Source organism: Cellvibrio sp. (assembly GCF_046347455.1).
Taxonomy (GTDB): domain Bacteria; phylum Pseudomonadota; class Gammaproteobacteria; order Pseudomonadales; family Cellvibrionaceae; genus Cellvibrio.
Window position 1 is genome coordinate 149,075 of record NZ_JAXMGC010000003.1, and the last position, 19,307, is coordinate 168,381.

The 19,307-nt window shown below is 47.6% G+C and carries 22 protein-coding genes and 1 tRNA gene; 18 read left to right on the top strand and 5 right to left on the bottom strand.

The window, feature by feature from the left end:
- Positions 1 to 45: 45 nt before the first annotated feature.
- Both U1F02_RS07150 and U1F02_RS07155 read left to right on the top strand, forming a co-directional pair.
- Complete coding sequence (locus U1F02_RS07150; protein WP_409989689.1) at positions 46 to 855, top strand: DODA-type extradiol aromatic ring-opening family dioxygenase; 810 nt, start codon at positions 46 to 48, stop codon at positions 853 to 855.
- Positions 856 to 950: 95 nt separating this feature from the next.
- Positions 951 to 2,210 carry a response regulator gene (locus U1F02_RS07155; protein WP_409989690.1) on the top strand — a complete coding sequence of 420 codons (1,260 nt, stop codon included), beginning with the start codon at positions 951 to 953 and terminating at the stop codon, positions 2,208 to 2,210.
- On the opposite strand, the gene rrtA is transcribed toward U1F02_RS07155, so the two are convergent.
- Positions 2,200 to 2,808, bottom strand: coding sequence for a rhombosortase (gene rrtA / locus U1F02_RS07160; RefSeq protein ID WP_409989691.1), 609 nt, complete (start codon positions 2,806 to 2,808; stop codon positions 2,200 to 2,202). The two genes, U1F02_RS07155 and rrtA, sit on opposite strands and share 11 nt — an antisense overlap.
- A gap of 160 nt (positions 2,809 to 2,968) precedes the next feature.
- Here rrtA and U1F02_RS07165 point away from each other — a divergent pair, with 160 nt between their 5' ends.
- On the top strand, positions 2,969 to 3,862 hold the full coding sequence (locus tag U1F02_RS07165) for a diguanylate cyclase domain-containing protein (RefSeq protein WP_409989692.1): 894 nt from the start codon (positions 2,969 to 2,971) through the stop codon (positions 3,860 to 3,862).
- A 3-nt stretch (positions 3,863 to 3,865) separates the two neighbouring features.
- Here U1F02_RS07165 and U1F02_RS07170 read toward each other — a convergent pair whose 3' ends face one another.
- On the bottom strand, positions 3,866 to 4,111 hold the full coding sequence (locus tag U1F02_RS07170; RefSeq protein WP_409989693.1) for a zf-HC2 domain-containing protein: 246 nt from the start codon (positions 4,109 to 4,111) through the stop codon (positions 3,866 to 3,868).
- Positions 4,105 to 4,737, bottom strand: a complete 633-nt coding sequence (locus U1F02_RS07175) for an RNA polymerase sigma factor (protein ID WP_409989694.1) — start codon at positions 4,735 to 4,737, stop codon at positions 4,105 to 4,107. The genes U1F02_RS07170 and U1F02_RS07175 overlap by 7 nt, the downstream gene beginning before the upstream one ends.
- A 221-nt stretch (positions 4,738 to 4,958) precedes the next feature.
- On the opposite strand from U1F02_RS07175, the gene thrS reads away from it, so the two are divergent.
- From thrS to U1F02_RS07230, 11 genes are all read left to right on the top strand, one after another.
- The gene (gene thrS, locus U1F02_RS07180; protein WP_409989695.1) at positions 4,959 to 6,902 is read left to right on the top strand and encodes a threonine--tRNA ligase; all 1,944 of its coding nucleotides are present in this window, start codon (positions 4,959 to 4,961) and stop codon (positions 6,900 to 6,902) included.
- An 83-nt stretch (positions 6,903 to 6,985) separates the two neighbouring features.
- The gene (gene infC, locus U1F02_RS07185) at positions 6,986 to 7,534 is read left to right on the top strand and encodes a translation initiation factor IF-3 (protein WP_409989932.1); all 549 of its coding nucleotides are present in this window, start codon (positions 6,986 to 6,988) and stop codon (positions 7,532 to 7,534) included.
- A 61-nt stretch (positions 7,535 to 7,595) separates the two neighbouring features.
- Positions 7,596 to 7,793 carry a 50S ribosomal protein L35 gene (gene rpmI, locus U1F02_RS07190; RefSeq protein WP_409989696.1) on the top strand — a complete coding sequence of 66 codons (198 nt, stop codon included), beginning with the start codon at positions 7,596 to 7,598 and terminating at the stop codon, positions 7,791 to 7,793.
- Between the two features lie 37 nt (positions 7,794 to 7,830).
- Positions 7,831 to 8,190 (top strand): 50S ribosomal protein L20, encoded by a 360-nt coding sequence (gene rplT / locus U1F02_RS07195; protein ID WP_409989697.1) that lies wholly within the window; start codon positions 7,831 to 7,833, stop codon positions 8,188 to 8,190.
- A 104-nt stretch (positions 8,191 to 8,294) separates the two neighbouring features.
- On the top strand, positions 8,295 to 8,594 hold the full coding sequence (locus U1F02_RS07200) for a chorismate mutase (RefSeq protein ID WP_409989698.1): 300 nt from the start codon (positions 8,295 to 8,297) through the stop codon (positions 8,592 to 8,594).
- Between the two features lie 11 nt (positions 8,595 to 8,605).
- On the top strand, positions 8,606 to 9,619 hold the full coding sequence (pheS, locus tag U1F02_RS07205) for a phenylalanine--tRNA ligase subunit alpha (protein WP_409989699.1): 1,014 nt from the start codon (positions 8,606 to 8,608) through the stop codon (positions 9,617 to 9,619).
- 105 nt (positions 9,620 to 9,724) lie between these two features.
- On the top strand, positions 9,725 to 12,133 hold the full coding sequence (pheT, locus tag U1F02_RS07210) for a phenylalanine--tRNA ligase subunit beta (protein WP_409989700.1): 2,409 nt from the start codon (positions 9,725 to 9,727) through the stop codon (positions 12,131 to 12,133).
- 32 nt (positions 12,134 to 12,165) lie between these two features.
- The gene (gene ihfA / locus U1F02_RS07215) at positions 12,166 to 12,474 is read left to right on the top strand and encodes an integration host factor subunit alpha (protein ID WP_189417686.1); all 309 of its coding nucleotides are present in this window, start codon (positions 12,166 to 12,168) and stop codon (positions 12,472 to 12,474) included.
- On the top strand, positions 12,455 to 12,814 hold the full coding sequence (locus tag U1F02_RS07220) for a MerR family transcriptional regulator (protein WP_409989701.1): 360 nt from the start codon (positions 12,455 to 12,457) through the stop codon (positions 12,812 to 12,814). The genes ihfA and U1F02_RS07220 overlap by 20 nt, the downstream gene beginning before the upstream one ends.
- A 130-nt stretch (positions 12,815 to 12,944) precedes the next feature.
- Positions 12,945 to 13,021: transfer RNA gene (locus U1F02_RS07225), tRNA-Pro, on the top strand.
- A gap of 182 nt (positions 13,022 to 13,203) precedes the next feature.
- On the top strand, positions 13,204 to 13,947 hold the full coding sequence (locus U1F02_RS07230; RefSeq protein WP_409989702.1) for a SapC family protein: 744 nt from the start codon (positions 13,204 to 13,206) through the stop codon (positions 13,945 to 13,947).
- Between the two features lie 67 nt (positions 13,948 to 14,014).
- Here the strand turns inward: U1F02_RS07230 and U1F02_RS07235 are convergent, their stop codons facing one another.
- Complete coding sequence (locus tag U1F02_RS07235) at positions 14,015 to 14,332, bottom strand: HPF/RaiA family ribosome-associated protein (protein WP_409989703.1); 318 nt, start codon at positions 14,330 to 14,332, stop codon at positions 14,015 to 14,017.
- Between the two features lie 378 nt (positions 14,333 to 14,710).
- Here U1F02_RS07235 and U1F02_RS07240 point away from each other — a divergent pair, with 378 nt between their 5' ends.
- Positions 14,711 to 15,220 carry an Hsp20 family protein gene (locus U1F02_RS07240; RefSeq protein WP_409989704.1) on the top strand — a complete coding sequence of 170 codons (510 nt, stop codon included), beginning with the start codon at positions 14,711 to 14,713 and terminating at the stop codon, positions 15,218 to 15,220.
- 50 nt (positions 15,221 to 15,270) lie between these two features.
- Here the strand turns inward: U1F02_RS07240 and U1F02_RS07245 are convergent, their stop codons facing one another.
- Positions 15,271 to 16,278 carry a GlxA family transcriptional regulator gene (locus U1F02_RS07245; protein WP_409989705.1) on the bottom strand — a complete coding sequence of 336 codons (1,008 nt, stop codon included), beginning with the start codon at positions 16,276 to 16,278 and terminating at the stop codon, positions 15,271 to 15,273.
- A 113-nt stretch (positions 16,279 to 16,391) separates the two neighbouring features.
- Here U1F02_RS07245 and U1F02_RS07250 point away from each other — a divergent pair, with 113 nt between their 5' ends.
- The 3 genes from U1F02_RS07250 (at position 16,392) to rimM (ending at position 19,293) form a co-directional block, all read left to right on the top strand.
- Positions 16,392 to 18,299, top strand: coding sequence for a beta-ketoacyl synthase (locus tag U1F02_RS07250; RefSeq protein WP_409989933.1), 1,908 nt, complete (start codon positions 16,392 to 16,394; stop codon positions 18,297 to 18,299).
- A 195-nt stretch (positions 18,300 to 18,494) separates the two neighbouring features.
- Complete coding sequence (gene rpsP, locus U1F02_RS07255; RefSeq protein WP_409989706.1) at positions 18,495 to 18,740, top strand: 30S ribosomal protein S16; 246 nt, start codon at positions 18,495 to 18,497, stop codon at positions 18,738 to 18,740.
- 16 nt (positions 18,741 to 18,756) lie between these two features.
- Positions 18,757 to 19,293, top strand: a complete 537-nt coding sequence (rimM, locus tag U1F02_RS07260; protein WP_409989707.1) for a ribosome maturation factor RimM — start codon at positions 18,757 to 18,759, stop codon at positions 19,291 to 19,293.
- The last annotated feature ends 14 nt before the right edge of the window (positions 19,294 to 19,307 follow it).

Below are 19,307 nucleotides of genomic sequence, written 5' to 3' on the forward strand. Positions count from 1 at the left end.
TCACCGAATTGATTATGCTGCTCAAAACCGAATGACGAGGTGTTTATGAGCAATTTCCTAATGCCGGTACTTTTTGTTCCCCATGGCGGAGGCCCCATGCCCTTGTTAGGCGAACCTAATCACCGTGAACTCACAGCATTTATGCGATCCATTTCGGCTGAGTTGCCTCTGCCTAAAGCGATTGTGGTTGTCACTGCGCATTGGGAAGAATCTCTGGTGAGCGTTTCCAGCAGCGCTGCGCCGGGTATGCTTTACGACTACTATGGTTTTCCGCCAGAGTCCTATGCTTTTAAGTACCCTGTTGCCGGAGACCCGGTGTTAGCTCAGCATATGGCCAATCTGTTAGCGGCTAATGGCATTGAATCGCGTTTAGATTCCCGTCGCGATTTAGATCACGGTAGCTTTGTACCCTTGATGCTGATGTATCCTGAGGCCGATACTCCAGTAGTGCAGTTGTCCTTGTTGAAAAGCCTGGATCCTGCCGTTCATATCGCAATCGGGCGAGCACTTGCGCCTTTAAGGGAGCAAGGTGTGTTGATCTTGGGCTCGGGTATGTCATTCCACAACATGAATGCTTTCTTTTCCGGTAATGCTTCGACGCCTGCGCGCAGTGAACGTTTTGACGACTGGTTGACCGAAACTCTAACGCTTGGTGAGCTAAACCAAAGGGAGCGGGACGAGCGATTAATTCAGTGGAAACAAGCTCCCGAAGCGCTTTTTTGCCACCCGCGCGAAGAGCATTTATTGCCGCTGCATGTGTGTTTTGGCGCGGCATCGGTGGCGTCGCCAGCAGCGCAAAAAGTCTTTAGCGGTTTCTTGTTTAATACAAAAATATCCGCCTTTCTGTGGGCGTGATACAGGAGCAAAAACGGGTTTCCTGTTGATTAGAAAGCATTTTTTCAAGGCTGGGCTACACTCAAAGTTATTCCAATAATTATTGAGTGCCACAAATGAAAAAAGTCCTGATCGTTGAAGACAGTGACATGGTTGGCAAGGTGCTTCGGCATCTTGTCGCTCAGTACCCTCACTATCAAGCCGTGTTTGCATCCAACATGGCTCAGGCACAGGACGCCGTCGCTCAATATGCTAATGAGATCTTTGCTGCCTTGGTGGATTTAAATTTGCCCGATGCTGAAGACGGTCAGATCGTTGATTACACACTCTCGCAAAAAATTCCCACCATTGTCCTGACCGGCAGCTACGACGACAAAAAGCGCGAGCAGCTGTTTAACAAAGGCATCGTAGATTACGTAACCAAAGAAGGCCGCTACGCTTACAACAAAGCGGTTGCGCTTATCGAGCGTTTGGAAAAAAACCAACAGATTAAAGTCTTGGTTGTCGACGATTCCGATATGTCACGCAAACACGTCGCCAATTTATTTCGCCGCCATTTGTTTCAAGTGGTCGAAGCGATTGATGGTGTTGAAGCAATTAAAGTCTTGTTGGAAAATCCAGACATACGTTTACTCATTACCGACTACAACATGCCACGTATGGACGGTTTTGAGTTGGTCAAAAATCTACGTTACAAGTACGACAAAACCGATTTGATTATGATTGGCGTTTCGGGTGAGAGCACTGAAGCCTTGTCTGCAAAATTTATTAAGCACGGTGCCAATGATTTTTTGCGCAAACCTTTTCACCCGGAAGAATTTTACTGCCGCATTATTCACAACCTAGAATATCTGGAATTGGTTGAGCAAATCACACGTTCTGCTCAGCGCGATCACCTCACAGGTTTATATCACCGCCACCATTTCTTTAATGCGGCGCGGGAGGTTTATCGCAATGCACAAGAGAAATCCATGCCTTTGGCTCTAGCTGTAATTAACGTCGATCACTTCCGCGAATTTAACGAAAAATACGGTCATGAATCTGGCGACATAGCGCTTAAACATGTGGCGCGTTGCTTGAACAATATGCTGGATCGTTTTTTGATTTGCCGAGCGGATGCCGATGATTTTTATGTGTTGCTGCCGGGTTTAGATAATGAAAAAGCCGTGGCATTAATTAGCCGCGTGCGTCAATTATTGTCATCAGAAGAATGCATTATTAATGGCGCGCCCAAGCGGCTGTATTTCAGTGCAGGTGTGAGCAATTACATGCGCGACGGGGTTGATCCGCAAATTAAAAGTGCAAGCCATTTGCTACGTTTGGGCAAAGAAGCTGGTGGCAATATGGTTTTGGGAGATGATGACGCTAACGATTAGTTTTTTTACGGTGATTGAAATCCAGTAGCAAACAACTTCCACCAAAAACCAATCCAGCCAAAGCACCATATAAGTGAGCGTCGTAAGCAACGGCGACGGGCAAGAGCGACTGTAATTCAGTCGCTTGATAGCCGGGTTGGTGTTCCATAAAAATTTTGCCGAAGAGCGCTGCGACTAACATAAAATTTACCCACCACGCATGCTTCTTGTTAAGCAATAAACCTGCAACAAAGAACCCGTGAATGGCGCCTGAGAGGCCCGCATAGACTTCATACTCTGGGTTCAAAGTGTAAACACCAAGCCCAACGGCAATGCAGCAAAAAAATATCAATCCCACATAACGCAATCCGGAAAACACTGCGGCAAAAGCAGTGCTAAAAATCCCAAAGGCGGCGAGGTTCATGAGGCTGTGCGGCCAGCCAAAGTGAACGAAGTTGCAGGTCAATAATCGCCAAACCTCACCCTGTTCAAGTTTGGTTCGCTCCAAGCTCAGGAATGGAAAAAAAATATCAGGAAAGCACGCTAATAATAGGATCGCTACGCCCGCTGTCACACTGATGATTAAGCTCGGCGATTTGGTATTGATGAATTTAAGCATGCAGGCGGGTACAAAGTAGAGTCGTGAAATGATGCGTTATTTGTAAAACTATACAACAAACTATAATGGCGTACTAACAAACTCAGCGAACCATGCGATTTGAGCTATGCTGCCTCCCATACAAATACTAGGCAGCTTCTAAAAACAACAGGCTACATTTATGGATTACCAAGTTCTTAACACCGAGTTACTTGAAAACGTGCTCGATGCCTTGCCGGACGGCATTTTGATTGTCAGCAGCCAGCGCCAGGTGGTCTATACCAATGTGCGGTTTCGCGAGATGTGGCATATCCCTCAAGACATAGAGCTTGCCGATGAGGGTAGGGCGATTATGCAGTTTGCTCTATCTCAGCTCGTCGACCCGGAAGGTTTTATGCGCATTGTGGAAGCTCTTCATCAAACCACGCAAACCCTTGATGATGAAATTCGTATGCGCGATGGGCGTGTTTTCCGTCGCCGCAGCGTATCTTTTTTGGATCGTGATTTGGGTCAATCCAGAATCTGGATCTTCACCGACGTTACATCCATAACCTATAGCCATATAGATACGCTCACTGGTTTGCTCAACCGCAATAAATTCGAGCGCCATTTTTCATCATTGAGTGTTGCTGCCAGCCCCGAATTGGTAGTGGGGATTGCAATTTTCGATCTTGATCACTTCAAGCTGTTTAATGATACCTACGGGCACTCGGCAGGCGATGATGTGTTACGCAATATCGGTAAAGTCATTAGCGAGCATTTGCAACGAACGTCTGATGCGGCTTACCGTGTTGGTGGCGAGGAATTCTTTTTACAATATCACAGTCGCACGCGTGAGGATGTCATTGAGCTCATGAACAATATTCGCAGCGCAGTAGAGGCCTTGAATATTCCGCACAAAGCCAATCCGCCCTACAACCGCGTGACGATTTCTTGTGGTTTTGGTGTTTGCACGCAGCCGAAATCGCCCGAATTTATTTATCGCCAAGTCGATAACGCGCTTTATAAGTCCAAGGCAAATGGTCGAAACCAAATCACCTTGGTGGAGTTGGATGAGTTGAGTTACAGCATCTAGTTTTTACTGCGGTCTCTCTTTGATTCTCTTCAAAACTGCTTCGGCATCCACAGGTGCGTGGTGAGTGCGCACGACCTGTGGAGCGAGGGTTTTAGTCAGACCTAAATGCTTCACGAAACGTCGGCAATTGGCGCACATCATCAAATGCAGGCGAATTTTGAGGTTAAGTTTTCCGTCTGTTTGGTTGTCGAGGTAATCGCTCGCTACTTTCGCAACCTGCTGACAGCTCATCAGTTTGAAAATTAACATGAGCCTGTCTCCTGATAGCGATCAATGACTTGCATAAGCGTCAGACGCGCACGATGCACAAGCACACGCACATTAGCAGCGCTCACTTGCAAAATTTCACAAATCTCGTCGAAAGACTGTTGCTCAATATCGCGCAAAATAAACGCTGCTTTTTGCGCGCTGGGCAACAGCTCGAGTGTTTTATTAATGCAATGGTGCAATTGCTTTTCTTCCAATAATTCGTCGGGCGATTCGCAGCTCCATATGGGAATAGCCGATTGCCAATGTCCATCATTTTTGAAGCGGTTGCCATCCAAATAACTGCCGGGCACTTCGCCGTCCAGCTCATCCAGCGACAACTTGCGCGATTCGCGCCGCAAGCGCGCTTTTGCCTCGTTACTCACAATGGTGATAACCCAAGTCTTTAGCGAGGAACGCCCCTCAAACGTACGAATATTTTTATAGATCGCCACCCACGCATCCTGAACGATATCGTCTGCAAAGGTATCGCCGCAAATCGCGCGCGCAATCGTGAGCATGGTTGGCTGGAAGCGGGAAATGATTTCACAGAAAGCGCGATCATTACCGGCTATCAGCTCGGCTATTAATACTTGCTCGTCCGTGTATAAGGGTTGCGGCATCGTCATGGTTGCAGCTCGGTCTTAATTTTTGGCGCAGATTACCATAAGAGCAGCCCTGAGTATTGGATAAGGCAGTTAGCTGAATGTTACACCCAGTCACATGAAATTTTGCTGGCTATACGTGGCTTCACTTTTTATACTCGCCGACCTGCCTTTTTGGGGCAGCTCGTTACGACTTACTAATCATCAAGTGACCTTTGGTAGGGGTCACCACTGAGGAAATTGAAATGCCTGTTATTACTCTCCCCGACGGTTCAAAACGTCAATTCGATACTCCCGTGTCCGTGTACCAAGTTGCTGCCGATATTGGCCCTGGTTTGGCCAAGGTAACTTTGGGCGGTCGCGTCTTTTTAAATGGCGATAAATCGGGCCAGCGTGTGGATGCGCACGATCTCATCACTGAAGACGCCAACTTAGTGATCTTCACGCCCAAAGATGAAGACGGTTTGGAAATTATCCGCCACTCCTGTGCGCACTTACTCGGTCACGCCATCAAGCAGTTGTACCCCAATGTGAAAATGGCTATTGGCCCGACCATTGATAACGGCTTCTATTACGACATCGATCTTGAGCAAAAGCTTACCGAGGACGACATTGCAGCGCTTGAGGCGCGCATGCTCGAATTGGCAAAAACCGAATATGACGTGGTGAAAAAGAAGGTGTCCTGGCAAGAAGCCTATGATGTTTTCACTGCGCGTGGAGAGACCTACAAGCTGGAAATCCTCGACCGCGACGTGCCCAAAGATGCAACGCCGGGTCTGTATCATCACGAAGAATACGTGGATATGTGCCGTGGTCCCCACGTGCCTAACATGCGTTTCTGCCTTAACTTCAAACTAATGCGCACCTCAGGCGCCTACTGGCGTGGCGACTCCAACAACAAAATGCTGCAACGCATCTACGGCACTGCCTTCGCCGATAAAAAGCAGTTGGCGGCCTATTTGAACTTGTTGGAAGAAGCGGCCAAGCGCGACCACCGCAAACTCGCCAAGAAATTCGACCTGTTCCATCTACAAGATGAAGCTCCGGGCATGGTGTTCTGGCACCCGAAAGGCTGGACCTTGTGGCAACAAATTGAACAATACATGCGCGCCAAGCAAATCGAATGGGGTTACGACGAAGTTAAAACGCCGTTGATTATGGATCGCACCTTGTGGGAGAAGTCCGGCCACTGGGAAAACTATCGCGAAAATATGTTTACTACCGAGTCGGAAAAGCGCGATTTTGCGGTGAAGCCCATGAACTGCCCTGGTCATATTCAAATCTTCAACCACGGTTTGCGCTCGCACAAAGACTTGCCGCTGCGTTTGGCGGAATTCGGTTCCTGTCACCGCAACGAAGCATCCGGCGCATTGCATGGCATTATGCGGGTGCGTGGCTTTGTGCAGGACGACGCCCACATTTTCTGTACCGATGACATGGTGGTGAGCGAAGTTTCTGCTTTTAACCAAATGCTCAAATCCGTGTATGACGACTTTGGATTCACCGACATTGCTGTGAAACTTTCGCTCCGTCCAGAGAAATACGCTGGTTCCTTGGAAACTTGGGAAAAGGCTGAAAATGGTTTGCGTGAAGCATTGCGCGCCGCTGGTTTGGAGTGGGAAGAATTGCCGGGCGAGGGTGCTTTCTACGGTCCGAAGATCGAATACCAAATCAAGGATGCCTTAGGTCGTTCATGGCAGTGCGGTACTATTCAGCTGGATTATGTGTTGCCTGAGCGCTTGGATGCTGAATATGTTGCGGAAGATAACGCCCGCAAACGTCCAGTGATGCTGCACCGTGCCATTCTCGGTTCGTTTGAGCGTTTCCTCGGTATTCTTATCGAGCATTACGAGGGTTCATTTCCAGTATGGTTATCACCCGTACAGGCGGTTGTTGCCAATATCACCGACAATCAGGCCGATTTCGTGAAGAAAGTGGAAAAAACCTTGCGTGATAAGGGCTTCCGCGCCATTTCGGACTTGAGAAATGAGAAGATCGGCTTTAAAATCCGCGAGCACACAATTCAGCGGGTTCCCTACCTGCTCGTCATTGGCGACAAAGAGGTTGAAAACAACTCTGTAGCAGTTCGCACAAGGGACGGAAAAGACTTGGGTGTAATGAATCTGGAAGCCTTCATCGAGCACTTGACCGCCGATATAGCGCGTCGAGGCAGAGTTCTTGCCCCTTAAAAAAGAGCTTTCTGTCGAAGAAACCTCGACTCAGTAAACAGGCCAGTAAGATTTGTTCCTATTAATGAATTGGAGATACAACTATCAAACGAGATAACGCCCCCGCTGCTAAAGGAAATTCCAAAAAAGCGCGGATCAACGATCAGATCGAAGCTAAACAAGTTCGTTTAATCAATGCCGAAGGCGAACAAGTCGGTATTGTTCCTCTAAGTGAGGCACTGGCTCAGGCGCAAGCCGCCACTCTGGATTTAGTGGAGATCGTTGCTGATAGCGATCCAATAGTCTGTAAGATTATGGATTACGGCAAACATCTTTTTGAGATCAAGAAAACCAAAGCAGCTGCTAAGAAGAAACAAAAGCAGCAGCAAATTAAAGAAATGAAATTTAGACCAGGGACGGAAGAAGGTGACTATCAGGTTAAATTAAAAGCCCTGATACGTTTCCTAGGAGATGGGGACAAAGCCAAGGTAACGCTCAAGTTCCGTGGCCGCGAACTCGCCCACCAAGAGTTGGGAATGGAAATGATGCAACGCATCGAGAAAGACCTAACCGAGTTGGGCACCGTAGAGCAAGCTGCCAAGATGGAAGGTAAGCAATTGACTATGGTGATCGCTCCTAAAAAGAGAAAATAGTCGGGCTTTTAGCTGCCTTGATTATTTAATTCGTTTATCTATATGTGTGGAGTTTTACCCCATGGCAACCAAAGCTAAAGTACACAGCGGAGCGTCAAAGCGCTTCAAAAAAACTGGCGCAGGCTACAAGTTCAAACACGCCAACAAGAGTCACATCTTGACCAAAATGACTACTAAACGTAAGCGCCAATTGCGCGGTACTAGCATCGTTGATGCAGTGGATGTACCACGCGTTAAGCGTATGTTCCGTGCCATTTAATCTGGCTCACCTAGTAAATCATCAAGAGGTTTAGAAAATGGCTCGTGTAAAACGTGGTGTAGAGGCGCGTCGTCGTCACAAGAAAGTAATGAAAGCAGCAAAAGGTTATTATGGTGCACGTTCACGTACATTCCGTGTAGCCAAGCAAGCTGTTATTAAAGCTGGTCAATATGCTTACCGCGACCGTCGCGTTAAAAAGCGTAATTTCCGCGCTTTGTGGATTACTCGTATCAATGCTCAATCTCGCGCTGAAGGCATGACTTACAGCCAATTGATCGCTGGCTTGAAAAAAGCCAACATCGTATTGGATCGTCGTGTATTGGCCGACTTGGCTGTGCATGATAAAGCAGCATTTGCTGCAGTTGTTGCGAAGGCTAAATCAGCTCTGGCTGCTTAATCGTCCAACGACTTCAGGTGTTAAGCAATTAACACCGCTGTGAACGCGATGAAAGGGGAGGAGCTTTGGTTCCTTCCCTTTTTTGTTTTCGGTGCGGAGGATTTATGGAAAGTCTCGAGGAGCTGCGTAAAAGCATCGATAATATTGATAACGCCATAGTGGCAATGTTTGCTGAGCGTTTTAAAGTGACGACTAAAGTCGGTCACTACAAGGCGAAACACGGATTACCAGCAAAAGATATTCAGCGTGAAGCCGTCCAATTTAATCGAATTGTTGAATTGGCAAATCATTACGGACTCGATCCTGAGTTCGCGAGAGAATTATTAAGTAAAGTGATTGATCGTGTAGTACAGAATCACGAATTAATCGCCCAAGAATACCTATCGAAAAATCTTAAAAATTAGTGGAATAGCAGATGGAAAATCTCGCTGCGCTTACTGAAGAAGCGCTCAAAGTAGTTAGCGAAGCCCAAGACCTTGCCGCGCTGGACGCAGTGCGTGTGGATTACTTGGGTAAGAACGGCAGCATTACTGCGCTGATGAAAACCCTTGGCAAGTTGTCGCCAGAAGAGCGTCCCGCTGCCGGTGCAGAAATCAACAAAGCTAAAGATGCTGTGCAAGCTGGCTTGGACCTTCGCAAAGCAACACTTGAGCAAGCTGCTATTGCGGCAAAACTCGCGAGCGAAGTGGTTGACGTTACTCTTCCTGGTCGCGGTCAACATACAGGTGGTTTGCATCCCGTGACGCGCACCCTGCAGCGCATCGAAGACATTTTCTCTGCGGTGGGTTACACCGTCGAAGTCGGCCCAGAGATTGAAGACGACTACCACAACTTTGAAGCACTCAATATTCCTTCGCACCACCCTGCGCGCGCCATGCACGATACGTTTTATGTGGACGACACTCACGTATTGCGCACGCACACCTCGCCCGTACAAGTGCGTACCATGGAAAACAAAACTCCACCGATTCGTGTGATTTGTCCCGGCCGTGTTTATCGCTGCGATTCCGATGTAACTCACTCGCCCATGTTCCACCAAGTTGAAGGCTTAGTTGTTGATAAAGACATCAGCTTCGCCGATTTAAAAGGCACCATGGATCAGTTCCTCAAAACCTTCTTTGAGGCCGATGTTCCTGTGCGCTTCCGTCCTTCCTATTTCCCGTTCACCGAGCCTTCGGCAGAGATGGATATTCAATGCACCCAATGCCGTGGTAAAGGCTGCCGCATGTGCAAAAACAGCGGCTGGTTGGAAGTTGGCGGCTGCGGCATGGTTCATCCAGAAGTCTTTAAAGCGAGTGGTGTTGATCCAGAAACCTATACCGGTTTTGCATTTGGTATGGGCGTAGAACGCTTGGCGATGTTGCGCTACGGCGTAAACGATTTGCGTTTGTTCTTCGAGAACGACCTACGCTTCTTAAAGCAATTTTAATTCTGCTGTAGGTCGGGTTAGGCGAAGCCGTAACCCGACATGATGAACCCAAAGAATAATGTCGGGTTACGCGTCCCGCTGACCTGATCTACGGAATAAAAGATTATGAAAGTAAGCGAATCCTGGTTGCGCGAGTGGGTGAATCCCGCTGTTACCACTGATGAACTGGTTGCCCAGCTGACTATGGCTGGCCTTGAAGTTGACGCTATTGAATCTGTTGCCGGTGATTTTACCGGTGTCATCGTCGGTGAAATCGTCGGTTGCGAGCAACATCCAGACGCCGACAAATTGCGTGTAACTCAAGTGGCAGGTCTGCCAGATGGCCCAACCCAAGTGGTGTGTGGTGCAGCGAATGCACGTGTCGGTATCAAAATTCCGTTCGCCACCATTGGTGCAGAATTGCCCGGCGCCAGCGAAGCTACAGAAGATAAATGGCACATTAAAAAGGCAAAACTGCGCGGAGTCGAGTCTTTCGGTATGCTCTGCGGCCAAACCGAGCTTAAGGCGGGAGATGATGATACGGGCCTATGGGAATTGGCAGCTGATGCACCTGTAGGTAAAGATATTCGCGAGTATTTGAACCTCAACGACAAGCTTATCGAAGTGGATTTGACACCAAATCGCAGTGATTGCTTGAGCGTTAAAGGTATTGCGCGCGAAGTGGGTGTGTTGTTCCGCGCTCCTGTCCAATCGCCAGCGATCAGTCCTGTTGTTGCTTCGATTACCGATACTTTCCCCGTTAAATTGTCCGCTGGTGCCGCTTGTAGCCGTTATGTTGGTCGCGTCATCCGCAATATCGATATCACTAAGCCAAGCCCAGCTTGGCTGCAAGATAAGCTCGTTCGTGCTGGCTTGCGCAGCATTGATGCGGTTGTCGATGTGACCAATTACGTGCTGATCGAACTCGGTCAGCCCATGCACGCTTTTGATTTGTCGACGTTATCTGGCGGCATTGACGTTCGTTTGGCGAATCAGGGCGAGGCTTTGACCTTATTGGATGGTCAGGAAGTAAAACTCAACGCTGACACTATGGTTATTGCCGACCAACAAGGTGCTTTGGCGATCGCCGGCGTATTCGGCGGCAAGCCAAGCTCAGTAACCACTGAAACCCGCGATATTTTCCTTGAAAGTGCGTTCTTCAATCCATTAGCGGTTGCCGGTCGTGCGCGTTCATATGGTTTGCATACCGATTCCTCGCACCGTTTCGAGCGCGGCGTTGATTACAATTTGCAAGTTGAAGCTATGGAGCGTGCGACGGCACTCTTACTTGAAATCGTCGGTGGTGAAGTTGGCCCTCTAGTTCATGTTACCAACGAGCACTTGCCTAAAGAGCGCCGAGTGACTTTGCGTAAAGCTCGCATTATCAGCGGTTTGAGCTTGGAGATGGCTGATAGTGAAGTAGTAGATATTTTGACTCGTCTGGGCCTGAGCCTGGTTTCCCAAAATGCCGAAGGCTGGACTTTCAATGTGCCTAGCTATCGTTTCGATATTTCCATCGAGGCCGACTTGCTTGAAGAGTTGGCTCGCGTATATGGCTACAACCGTCTTCCAACTCGCGCTTTGGCGACGCCTATCCAAATTGACGAGCGCCCCGAAGCAAAATTGGGCGTGTCAGCTATTCGCCGTCAATTGGTAGCTCGTGGCTATCAAGAGGCGATCACATTCAGTTTTATCGAACCTAAACTCTCTGCGTTGTTTGATCCAAAACGCGAGCCGGTGGTGCTTCGCAATCCAATCAGTGCTGATCTTGCTGCTATGCGTACCAGCTTGCTACCTGGTTTGGTGACTGTATTGCGCAACAACCTGAATCGCCAGCAGGAACGTGTTCGTTTGTTCGAGACAGGCTTGCGCTTTGTGCCGAGTGAAAAAGGCGGTGTTGAAGGTTTACAGCAAGAAGCTATGTTGGCTGGCCTGATATACGGTAGTCGTTTGCCAGAAGCTTGGGCGAATGTGGCTGAGTCGGTAGATTTCTTCGATATCAAAGGTGATCTCGAGTCAGTATTGGCGGTCACGGGTAATGCGAAAGAGTTCACCTTTCAGGCTGGTGAGCATTCGGCGTTGCACCCCGGTCAAACAGCGGCTATCTATCTGAATGGCGAGTTACAGGGTTACCTAGGTGCTTTGCATCCTACCTTGCAGCAGCAGTTGGACATTCCCAAAAACGTGTTTTTGTTCGAACTAACGTTGTCTGCAATTACTGAGGCTCGCGTTCCTTCTTTCGCCAGCCTATCGCGTTTCCCGGAAGTGCGCCGCGATTTGGCAATACTTCTGGATCGCCAAGTGGCGGCCAAAACCTTGATGGATACGGTTGCCGCTACCGCTGGCGAGCATCTGACAGACTTAAAGGTGTTTGACGTATATATGGGCAAAGGCATTGATCCACATAGAAAAAGTGTCGCTTTGGGCTTGACCTTTCAGCATCCATCACGCACTCTTAACGAGGATGAAGTTAACGCTTCCATAGACGCGGTCATTAAGTCGTTGGAGGCTAGCTTTGCTGCCACCCTTAGATAGCCCTATGACAGCTCTTAATAGGAAAAATAACTATGTCGGATGGTGCTTTAACCAAAGCGGATTTAGCTGAAAAGCTGTATGAAGATCTCGGTTTAAATAAACGTGAAGCCAAGGAGTTGGTGGAGCTTTTCTTTGAAGAGATTCGCCACGCACTTGAAAATAATGAACAAGTTAAGTTATCCGGTTTTGGTAACTTTGAACTGCGTGATAAAAGCCAGCGTCCGGGCCGCAACCCGAAAACTGGTGAAGAAATTCCGATCAGCGCGCGCAGGGTAGTGACCTTCCGTCCCGGACAAAAACTTAAGGCTCGAGTAGAAGCTTATGTTGGAACCCAGTCATAACGACGAACTCCCGGTTATCCCCGGGAAACGTTACTTCACCATTGGTGAGGTAAGTGAGCTATGTGCGGTTAAGCCGCACGTGTTGCGTTATTGGGAGCAAGAATTTCCCCAATTAAAACCCGTTAAACGCCGCGGTAATCGCCGTTACTATCAACGTCAAGACGTTATGACTATTCGTCAAATTCGCTCCTTGCTTTACGATCAAGGGTTCACCATTGGTGGTGCGCGCTTGCAAATGAGTAGCGAAACCTCTCAAACAGATATCAATCAATTCTCGCAATTAGTAACGCAGATGATTGGTGAGTTGGAACAAGTTTTAAAGGTATTGAAGTCTCGCTAAGAGCGAATCTTAGTCCTTTATAAATAGGTTCAAACTGGTCCCATTAGTTTCTTGCAATCCAAATGATTTAGGGTATTATGCCCGTCCCTTGAAGCACTGGGTGACAGTGCTGATCAGGCAAGTTTATTGTCGGAGCGTAGCGCAGCCAGGTAGCGCACCATACTGGGGGTGTGGGGGTCGTGGGTTCGAATCCCGCCGTTCCGACCATTTTTGAAAGGCGCTTTTTATAAGCGCCTTTTTTATTGCTCAATATATGCGAATTAATTGTTCTAAAGATTTAATTCCAATCTAGTGGCACCCGCGAGTCAAAGTGCTACCATTCGCCTTCATTTCAAAACGCGTTCATTTATAAGAGCACTCCGTGCATCAAAATAAGAAGAGGTATCCCTGTGTCAAAGCAATTAATGATTTACGACAACATTCAACCATTATCTGAAAAACACGCTAACTGGTCTGTGGATGTTCAAAACCACGCATATATCAGCCATTTAAACTCTGTGCCTATTCTCGCCAGTGAAATATCTGTTGCGGCAGCCGAATTCCCCATTATTTTTTCCAAAACCAATGTTGAGGGAGAGTATGTTCCTCTGGCAGTTATGGGTTTGAAAGAGGAACAAAATCTGCTTCTGAACGAAAAAAATACGCTTATCACGCGCTATGTTCCCGCATTTGTGCGTCGTTATCCGTTCATTCTGGGTGGTTCAGAAGGTGCGGATGTGATGGCTCTTTGTATTGATGAAGGCAGTTCGGCTGTTGTTCAAGATGGTAGCCGCGGTGAGCGTTTGTTTAAAGAAGATGGTACTAATTCAGACTTTTTGAACGCTGTTATCGAATTTCAAAAAGACTATCAGTCCCACGCGCCTTTAACACGTAATTTCAGCAAAAAACTTCACGACTTGGGTTTGCTGGAGCCTATGGCTGCCAATATCTCTTTCAAAGGTAAGGAAGAGGTTAAATTGAATCTTGGTGGTTTTTTTGTGGTTAAGCGTGAGAACTTAAAAGCGATTAGTGATGAAGAAGCCTTAGATCTCTTCAAAAAAGATGGTATGGAACTCATTTACGCTCACATGAATTCTCTTTCTAACTTCAATCGTTTGATTGACATTATGTCTGCACAGTTGGCAAAAGAATAAGTTTCTGAAGCATAAAAAAGCCGGAGCCTCGCGAGAGCCTCCGGCTTTTTTATGCATTGGAATTTTGCTATTGAAGTGTTCTTTTTCGGGCGGTGATTTGTTTGATCTTACGTTCTGCGCTATTAAAAGCATCACGCACAGCTAGGTGAATGGACTCGTTGTTTTGGGTGACCGCTATGGGGTGCCCTTTAATGTCGATTTCAATGGAGGCTCGGAATTGTTTGCCTTTGTGTTTGTGGTTGTGGGGGGTGTCTAAAACAACGCGGCTGTGCATTATTTGGTCGGAAAAGCGGTTTAGTTTTTCAAGTTTCTTAGTAATAACTTCGTTGAGTGCGGCAGAAGAATCCAAATCACGATACAGAACATCGACAGCAGTTTTCATCATTAAGCTCCTTAACGTTTTATGGTAGAGGAGAGGGGCTTAAACCGTCGTCCTCATTTTCAATATTGACCCTTCAGGGCTAAATAGCAAGGCAAAGTTTTGTCGGTTTAATAACATTTTCGTCTCTGCCTATTTTCTTAAGTTTTATAAAGAATAAGGCTCGCCGATCTCCTAGTTATGGTGCAACTATTGAAGGCTAGGTGTTGTTGTGGGTTTTTATGGTGCGAAATTAAATGTAATTTTTTTTGCAGGAAGGCTTGAAACGATTTTAAGTGGCTACATATCTCAATTGCAGTTGCCCATTTGGGAGCTGCTCAATAATCCGACTTGATCCCAGTGATAAGTCATTTTCTTATATTGCTCAGAATTGAGGATATGTTTATGCGTAATTTTGATTTTTCTCCATTATACCGTTCTGCAATTGGCTTTGATCGTATGGCCAATATTCTCGATAGTTTGAACCGTGCTGAACAAAATCAGCCTAGTTATCCACCCTACAATATCGAGCTCACGGGTGAAGATAAATACCGCATCACTATGGCGGTTGCGGGTTTTGATCGCTCTGAAATTAATATTGAAGTTAACCAAAACAATTTAACCGTGTCCGCTAACAAAGCGGCAGAAGAACAGCAAAGAACCTATTTGCACCAAGGTATTGCTGCGCGTAGTTTCGAGCGTCGCTTTCAATTAGCTGACCACGTTCAAGTGCAATCAGCCAATTATGAAAATGGTTTATTGCATATCGATTTGCAGCGCATTATTCCCGACGCAATGAAGCCACGTACCATCCCAATTGGGACAAGCTCCGCGCCAGATAAGTTGACGCACGTCGCAGCTGCAAATGCTGAAAATGATGCGACTTCAAAAGATGCATCAATAGTCGCGGCTTAATCTATTTGTTTATCCAGCCCTCGGAAACTCTCCGAGGGTTTTTTGTTTTTTTAAGATGCTCTAAACAGCTTGGCCCTCACTGTTTCGCGATAAGCCATAGGTGTCGTTGCCAAATGCTTTTTAAATAAAGCGGTAAAAAATCCTACATCCTGATAGCCCACTTTATCTACAATTTCGCTAATTGAAAGGTTGCTGGTTTTTAATAAATCTTTTGCAATATTGACTCTGACTTCCTGCAAAAAATCCAATGGCGATATGCCCACTGCATCTTTGAATCGACGGTTTAAGGTTCGCGTGCTCATGCCAAATTTTTCTGCCAGTTGCGCCATCACTATATCGCGGTGGTAATTATCCTGTAACCAAATTTGGATCTGAGTTATATCTTCATCTGGATGAAGATTGTGTTCTTTTTCGAAGAATCCACTTGCTTCATAAGCGCGGCGGATTTCATGAGAAAAATGCCGCTCGACGTGATTTGCAATTTCTTTTCCAAATAATCGCTGGATAAAATGAACAGTTAAATCCGCAAGTGAATTGACGCTGGCAGCGCAATAAAGATTTCCCGCCTGCGTAATAAAGTATTGCCGTTTAAGTTGTACCAGTGGGTAATCTTTTTGGAACTGGTCGAAGTAGTGCCAGTGAGTCGTTGCAGCTTTTCCGTCCAATAATCCTGCTTCCGCCAAAAAGCAGCACCCCGTACCTACCGCGCTAATCAATGCGCCGTTTTGATATTCCTTTTCCAACCAATCCAGTAGTGCTTGGCTCTTTCTGATAAGTGGTCGAGGGTTTCGCCAAAGTCCAGGAATGTAGATGAGCTGACTGCCGCTCGAGTCTTCAAGCGCGCTATCCGGCTGCCAGCGTAAGCCTGAGCGAGTTAGTACCGATTCACCCGTTAGACTGACAGTGCTGATTTGAATGGGCGGTGGTGTCGGATTGTTGGATGTCTTATGTTTCATAAGAGCAGCACTTTGAGCCGCCATCAGCATTTCTGAGGGCAGGGTAGCGCTTGTGGCGAGCATGTCGTCCATTAAAACGAATGTGATACGGGTATTTTGCATGTTCGTGATAGTGATTGACTAAATTGCCTTGCATTATGGCTGAAATGACCATGACTTTGTACGTCGGTCACAATACACTGCCTGCATTGGATGCAATTAATGCAGAGGTTCAGATGTCGCATTTACCTATTATCGTTGGCTTCGGTGGTTTTAGTGCTGCGGGCCGTAGTTCGGGTCATCATGCATACCGCCGCATGGTCATTGAAAGCTTGCCAGCGCAAGAGCGCCAGGAAACTCTTGCGGGACTGGCGGTTATGATGGGCTTGGTTAAGTCTGAAGGCGGTGAATACCAAAGTTTGGATGGCCAACCACTGAACCTTGCCCAAATCGAGTCTACGTATGGTGCGGCGGTGTTAGATGGCACCTTGATTCGTCGGATCGAAAAAACTTTTTTTGATGTAGATGCTGCGCACTGGCAAAAAAATGCGGTCTTGGGTTCTGCCGATGAGCCTATGGTGTTTGAGCTGCGCCGTCGCGATTTACCTGAGCCAGTTCCTGCTGGCTGGCAGCTGACCGAGTTGGATGATGACCGCGTAAGGGTCGCCACCTCTGGCGCAGTTGAAGTTAAGTTTGATAGCTACCGCGATATCCCCGTTAAATCTGCTGGCCAACTGCCACGTGGTTTTAATCCTGGCGCCCTCTACAATTCCCATTACCATCCGCGCGCGCTGCAATTGGCTGTAATCGGCGCGTCTGATGCCGTGCAATCCATGGGGATTGAATGGCAGCGTGTTATGGATGCCGTTAATCCCGACCAAATCGGCGTTTACGCCAGTAACGTAATGAGCCAAATGGATGAAAACGGTTTTGGCGGTTTGCTGCAGTCGCGTCTTAAAGGCGGCCGAGTTAGCGCTAAGCAATGTCCTCTGGGTTTAAATACCATGCCGGCGGATTTCGTAAACGCTTATGTGCTCGGCAGTGTAGGGCATACCGGTGCAATCGTGGGCGCTTGTGCCTCGTTTCTCTACAATCTACGCGCAGCCGTTGAAGATATTATTGCCGGCAAATGCCGTGTAGCCGTGGTGGGTAACGCCGAAGCGCCTATCCTTCCTGAGATCATCGACGGCTATGCCACAATGGGTGCTTTGGCTAGTGAAGACAAGCTTAAAAAGCTAGATAACGCTGAAGAGGCTGATCCTCGCCGTACAAGCCGTCCTTTCGGCGAAAACGCCGGCTTTACCATGGCAGAGGCCAGCCAATATATCGTGCTGATGGATGACGCTTTGGTAATCGAGCTGGGCGCGGAGATTCACGGAGCTGTGAGTGATGTGTTTATTAATGCTGATGGTTTTAAAAAATCTATTTCGGCTCCCGGTCCGGGCAACTACATCACCATGGCAAAAGCGGTAGCCGCGGCGCGCGCGTTGCTTGGTGATGAAGCAGTTCGCGAGCGTTCTATGATTCAGGCGCACGGTTCTAGTACTCCAGCAAACCGCGTCACTGAGTCGCAGATTTTTGATCTGGTGGCGCAAACGTTTGGTATTACGAGTTGGCCTGTGTCCGCGGTAAAAGCCTATGTTGGGCATTCTCTGTCAGCGGCGAGTGGCGAGCAGTTGATCGCGAGCCTTGGGGTGTTCAAATACGGTTTAATCCCGGGTATTAAGACGATTGATAAGGTAGCGGATGACGTATTTGCAGATCGCTTGCAGATTTCTACCACTGATGTTGACCGTAAAAATGCTCCCTTGGATATCGCCTTCCTAAATTCCAAAGGCTTCGGTGGCAATAACGCTACCGCGAATGTGCTGGCGCCCCATGTTGTGGAATCTATGCTGGAACGTCGTTACGGCAAAGAGGCCGTAGCTGGCTATGCTGCGCGCCGCGAAGCGACTACAGCCAAAGCCAAGGCTTATGATCAACAGGCGCTTGCAGGCAACTATGAGACGATTTACAACTTTGGCAAAAACCTGATTGACGAAAGCCAAATCACGCTGAGCCAATCTCAAGTAACCTTGCCGGGCTTTGCTCATCCAGTCGATCTGCAGCTCCCTAATCGATTTGCGGATATGACGGCCAAGTAGTCATAGTGGGGAATAGCCCTCTTTTGGAGTGGTTATTTCCTATATCTAGTGTTTGACAGGCTAAACAAAGTCTATACAAACCCAGAGCTTTCCCTTAAAATGCCGCGCCTTTCGCATACCTTGTTGTGCGATTAACATTTTTCTAACCGAGAGCATTCTTGCTCTCCTCTAAATAAACACAGGAAGAAGACCTCAATGGTAACTATTCGTCTGTCACGTGGCGGTTCTAAAGCCCGTCCATTCTATCACTTGACCGTAACTAACAGCCGCAGTGCTCGTAACGGCCGTTTCATTGAGCGTATTGGTTTCTTCAACCCAGTTGCTCGTGGTCAAGAAGAAACTTTGCGTATTGATGCTGATCGTTTGGCTCACTGGGTTGGCCAAGGCGCTCAATTGAGCGACCGCGTTGCTGCTCTCGTAAAAAGCCAAAAAGCGGCTTAATTGACGCGTTTGCCTGATGTCTACTAAATCGAATCTGGTTAACGTCGGGCGAATTACTGCGGTATTTGGAATTAAAGGGTGGGTAAAAGTCCACTCCTACACTGAGCCGCAAGAAAACCTTTTTGAGTATCATCCGTGGTGGTTAAAAACTGCACATGGGGTTAAAAAGGTTGAGATTGATGATGCAAGACCTCATGGCGACGCCTTCGTCGCGCATATCGTTGGTGTAGATGATCGCGATTTGGCGATGGAATTTACCGGTTTCGATATAGCGATTGAACGCGATCTGATGCCAGAGCTGGATGACGGAGAATACTACTGGAGCCAGCTTGAAGGTTTAGCGGTATACACACAATTCTCCGGTTCGCGTCAGCGTTTGGGGGTTGTGTCTAAGCTGTTTGAAACAGGTGCTAACGATGTGTTGGTGGTACAAGGTGATACCGAGTCCATCGACCAAAAAGAGCGTTTAGTGCCCTATGTTCCCGGGCAATTTGTACTTTCTGTAGATTTAACTGCAGGCGAAATACTGGTTGATTGGGATCCAGAATTTTAAACAAGAAGATTTAA

Bases quoted from the DNA above. Each gene is read 5' to 3' on its own strand.
- U1F02_RS07150 (WP_409989689.1), top strand. From the start codon at position 46: ATGAGCAATTTCCTAATGCCGGTACTTTTTGTTCCCCATGGCGGAGGC.
- U1F02_RS07155 (WP_409989690.1), top strand. From the start codon at position 951: ATGAAAAAAGTCCTGATCGTTGAAGACAGTGACATGGTTGGCAAGGTG.
- rrtA (WP_409989691.1), bottom strand. From the start codon at position 2,808: ATGCTTAAATTCATCAATACCAAATCGCCGAGCTTAATCATCAGTGTG.
- U1F02_RS07165 (WP_409989692.1), top strand. From the start codon at position 2,969: ATGGATTACCAAGTTCTTAACACCGAGTTACTTGAAAACGTGCTCGAT.
- U1F02_RS07170 (WP_409989693.1), bottom strand. From the start codon at position 4,111: ATGTTAATTTTCAAACTGATGAGCTGTCAGCAGGTTGCGAAAGTAGCG.
- U1F02_RS07175 (WP_409989694.1), bottom strand. From the start codon at position 4,737: ATGACGATGCCGCAACCCTTATACACGGACGAGCAAGTATTAATAGCC.
- thrS (WP_409989695.1), top strand. From the start codon at position 4,959: ATGCCTGTTATTACTCTCCCCGACGGTTCAAAACGTCAATTCGATACT.
- rpmI (WP_409989696.1), top strand. From the start codon at position 7,596: ATGGCAACCAAAGCTAAAGTACACAGCGGAGCGTCAAAGCGCTTCAAA.
- rplT (WP_409989697.1), top strand. From the start codon at position 7,831: ATGGCTCGTGTAAAACGTGGTGTAGAGGCGCGTCGTCGTCACAAGAAA.
- U1F02_RS07200 (WP_409989698.1), top strand. From the start codon at position 8,295: ATGGAAAGTCTCGAGGAGCTGCGTAAAAGCATCGATAATATTGATAAC.
- pheS (WP_409989699.1), top strand. From the start codon at position 8,606: ATGGAAAATCTCGCTGCGCTTACTGAAGAAGCGCTCAAAGTAGTTAGC.
- pheT (WP_409989700.1), top strand. From the start codon at position 9,725: ATGAAAGTAAGCGAATCCTGGTTGCGCGAGTGGGTGAATCCCGCTGTT.
- ihfA (WP_189417686.1), top strand. From the start codon at position 12,166: ATGTCGGATGGTGCTTTAACCAAAGCGGATTTAGCTGAAAAGCTGTAT.
- U1F02_RS07220 (WP_409989701.1), top strand. From the start codon at position 12,455: ATGTTGGAACCCAGTCATAACGACGAACTCCCGGTTATCCCCGGGAAA.
- U1F02_RS07235 (WP_409989703.1), bottom strand. From the start codon at position 14,332: ATGATGAAAACTGCTGTCGATGTTCTGTATCGTGATTTGGATTCTTCT.
- U1F02_RS07240 (WP_409989704.1), top strand. From the start codon at position 14,711: ATGCGTAATTTTGATTTTTCTCCATTATACCGTTCTGCAATTGGCTTT.
- U1F02_RS07245 (WP_409989705.1), bottom strand. From the start codon at position 16,278: ATGCAAAATACCCGTATCACATTCGTTTTAATGGACGACATGCTCGCC.
- U1F02_RS07250 (WP_409989933.1), top strand. From the start codon at position 16,392: ATGTCGCATTTACCTATTATCGTTGGCTTCGGTGGTTTTAGTGCTGCG.
- rpsP (WP_409989706.1), top strand. From the start codon at position 18,495: ATGGTAACTATTCGTCTGTCACGTGGCGGTTCTAAAGCCCGTCCATTC.
- rimM (WP_409989707.1), top strand. From the start codon at position 18,757: ATGTCTACTAAATCGAATCTGGTTAACGTCGGGCGAATTACTGCGGTA.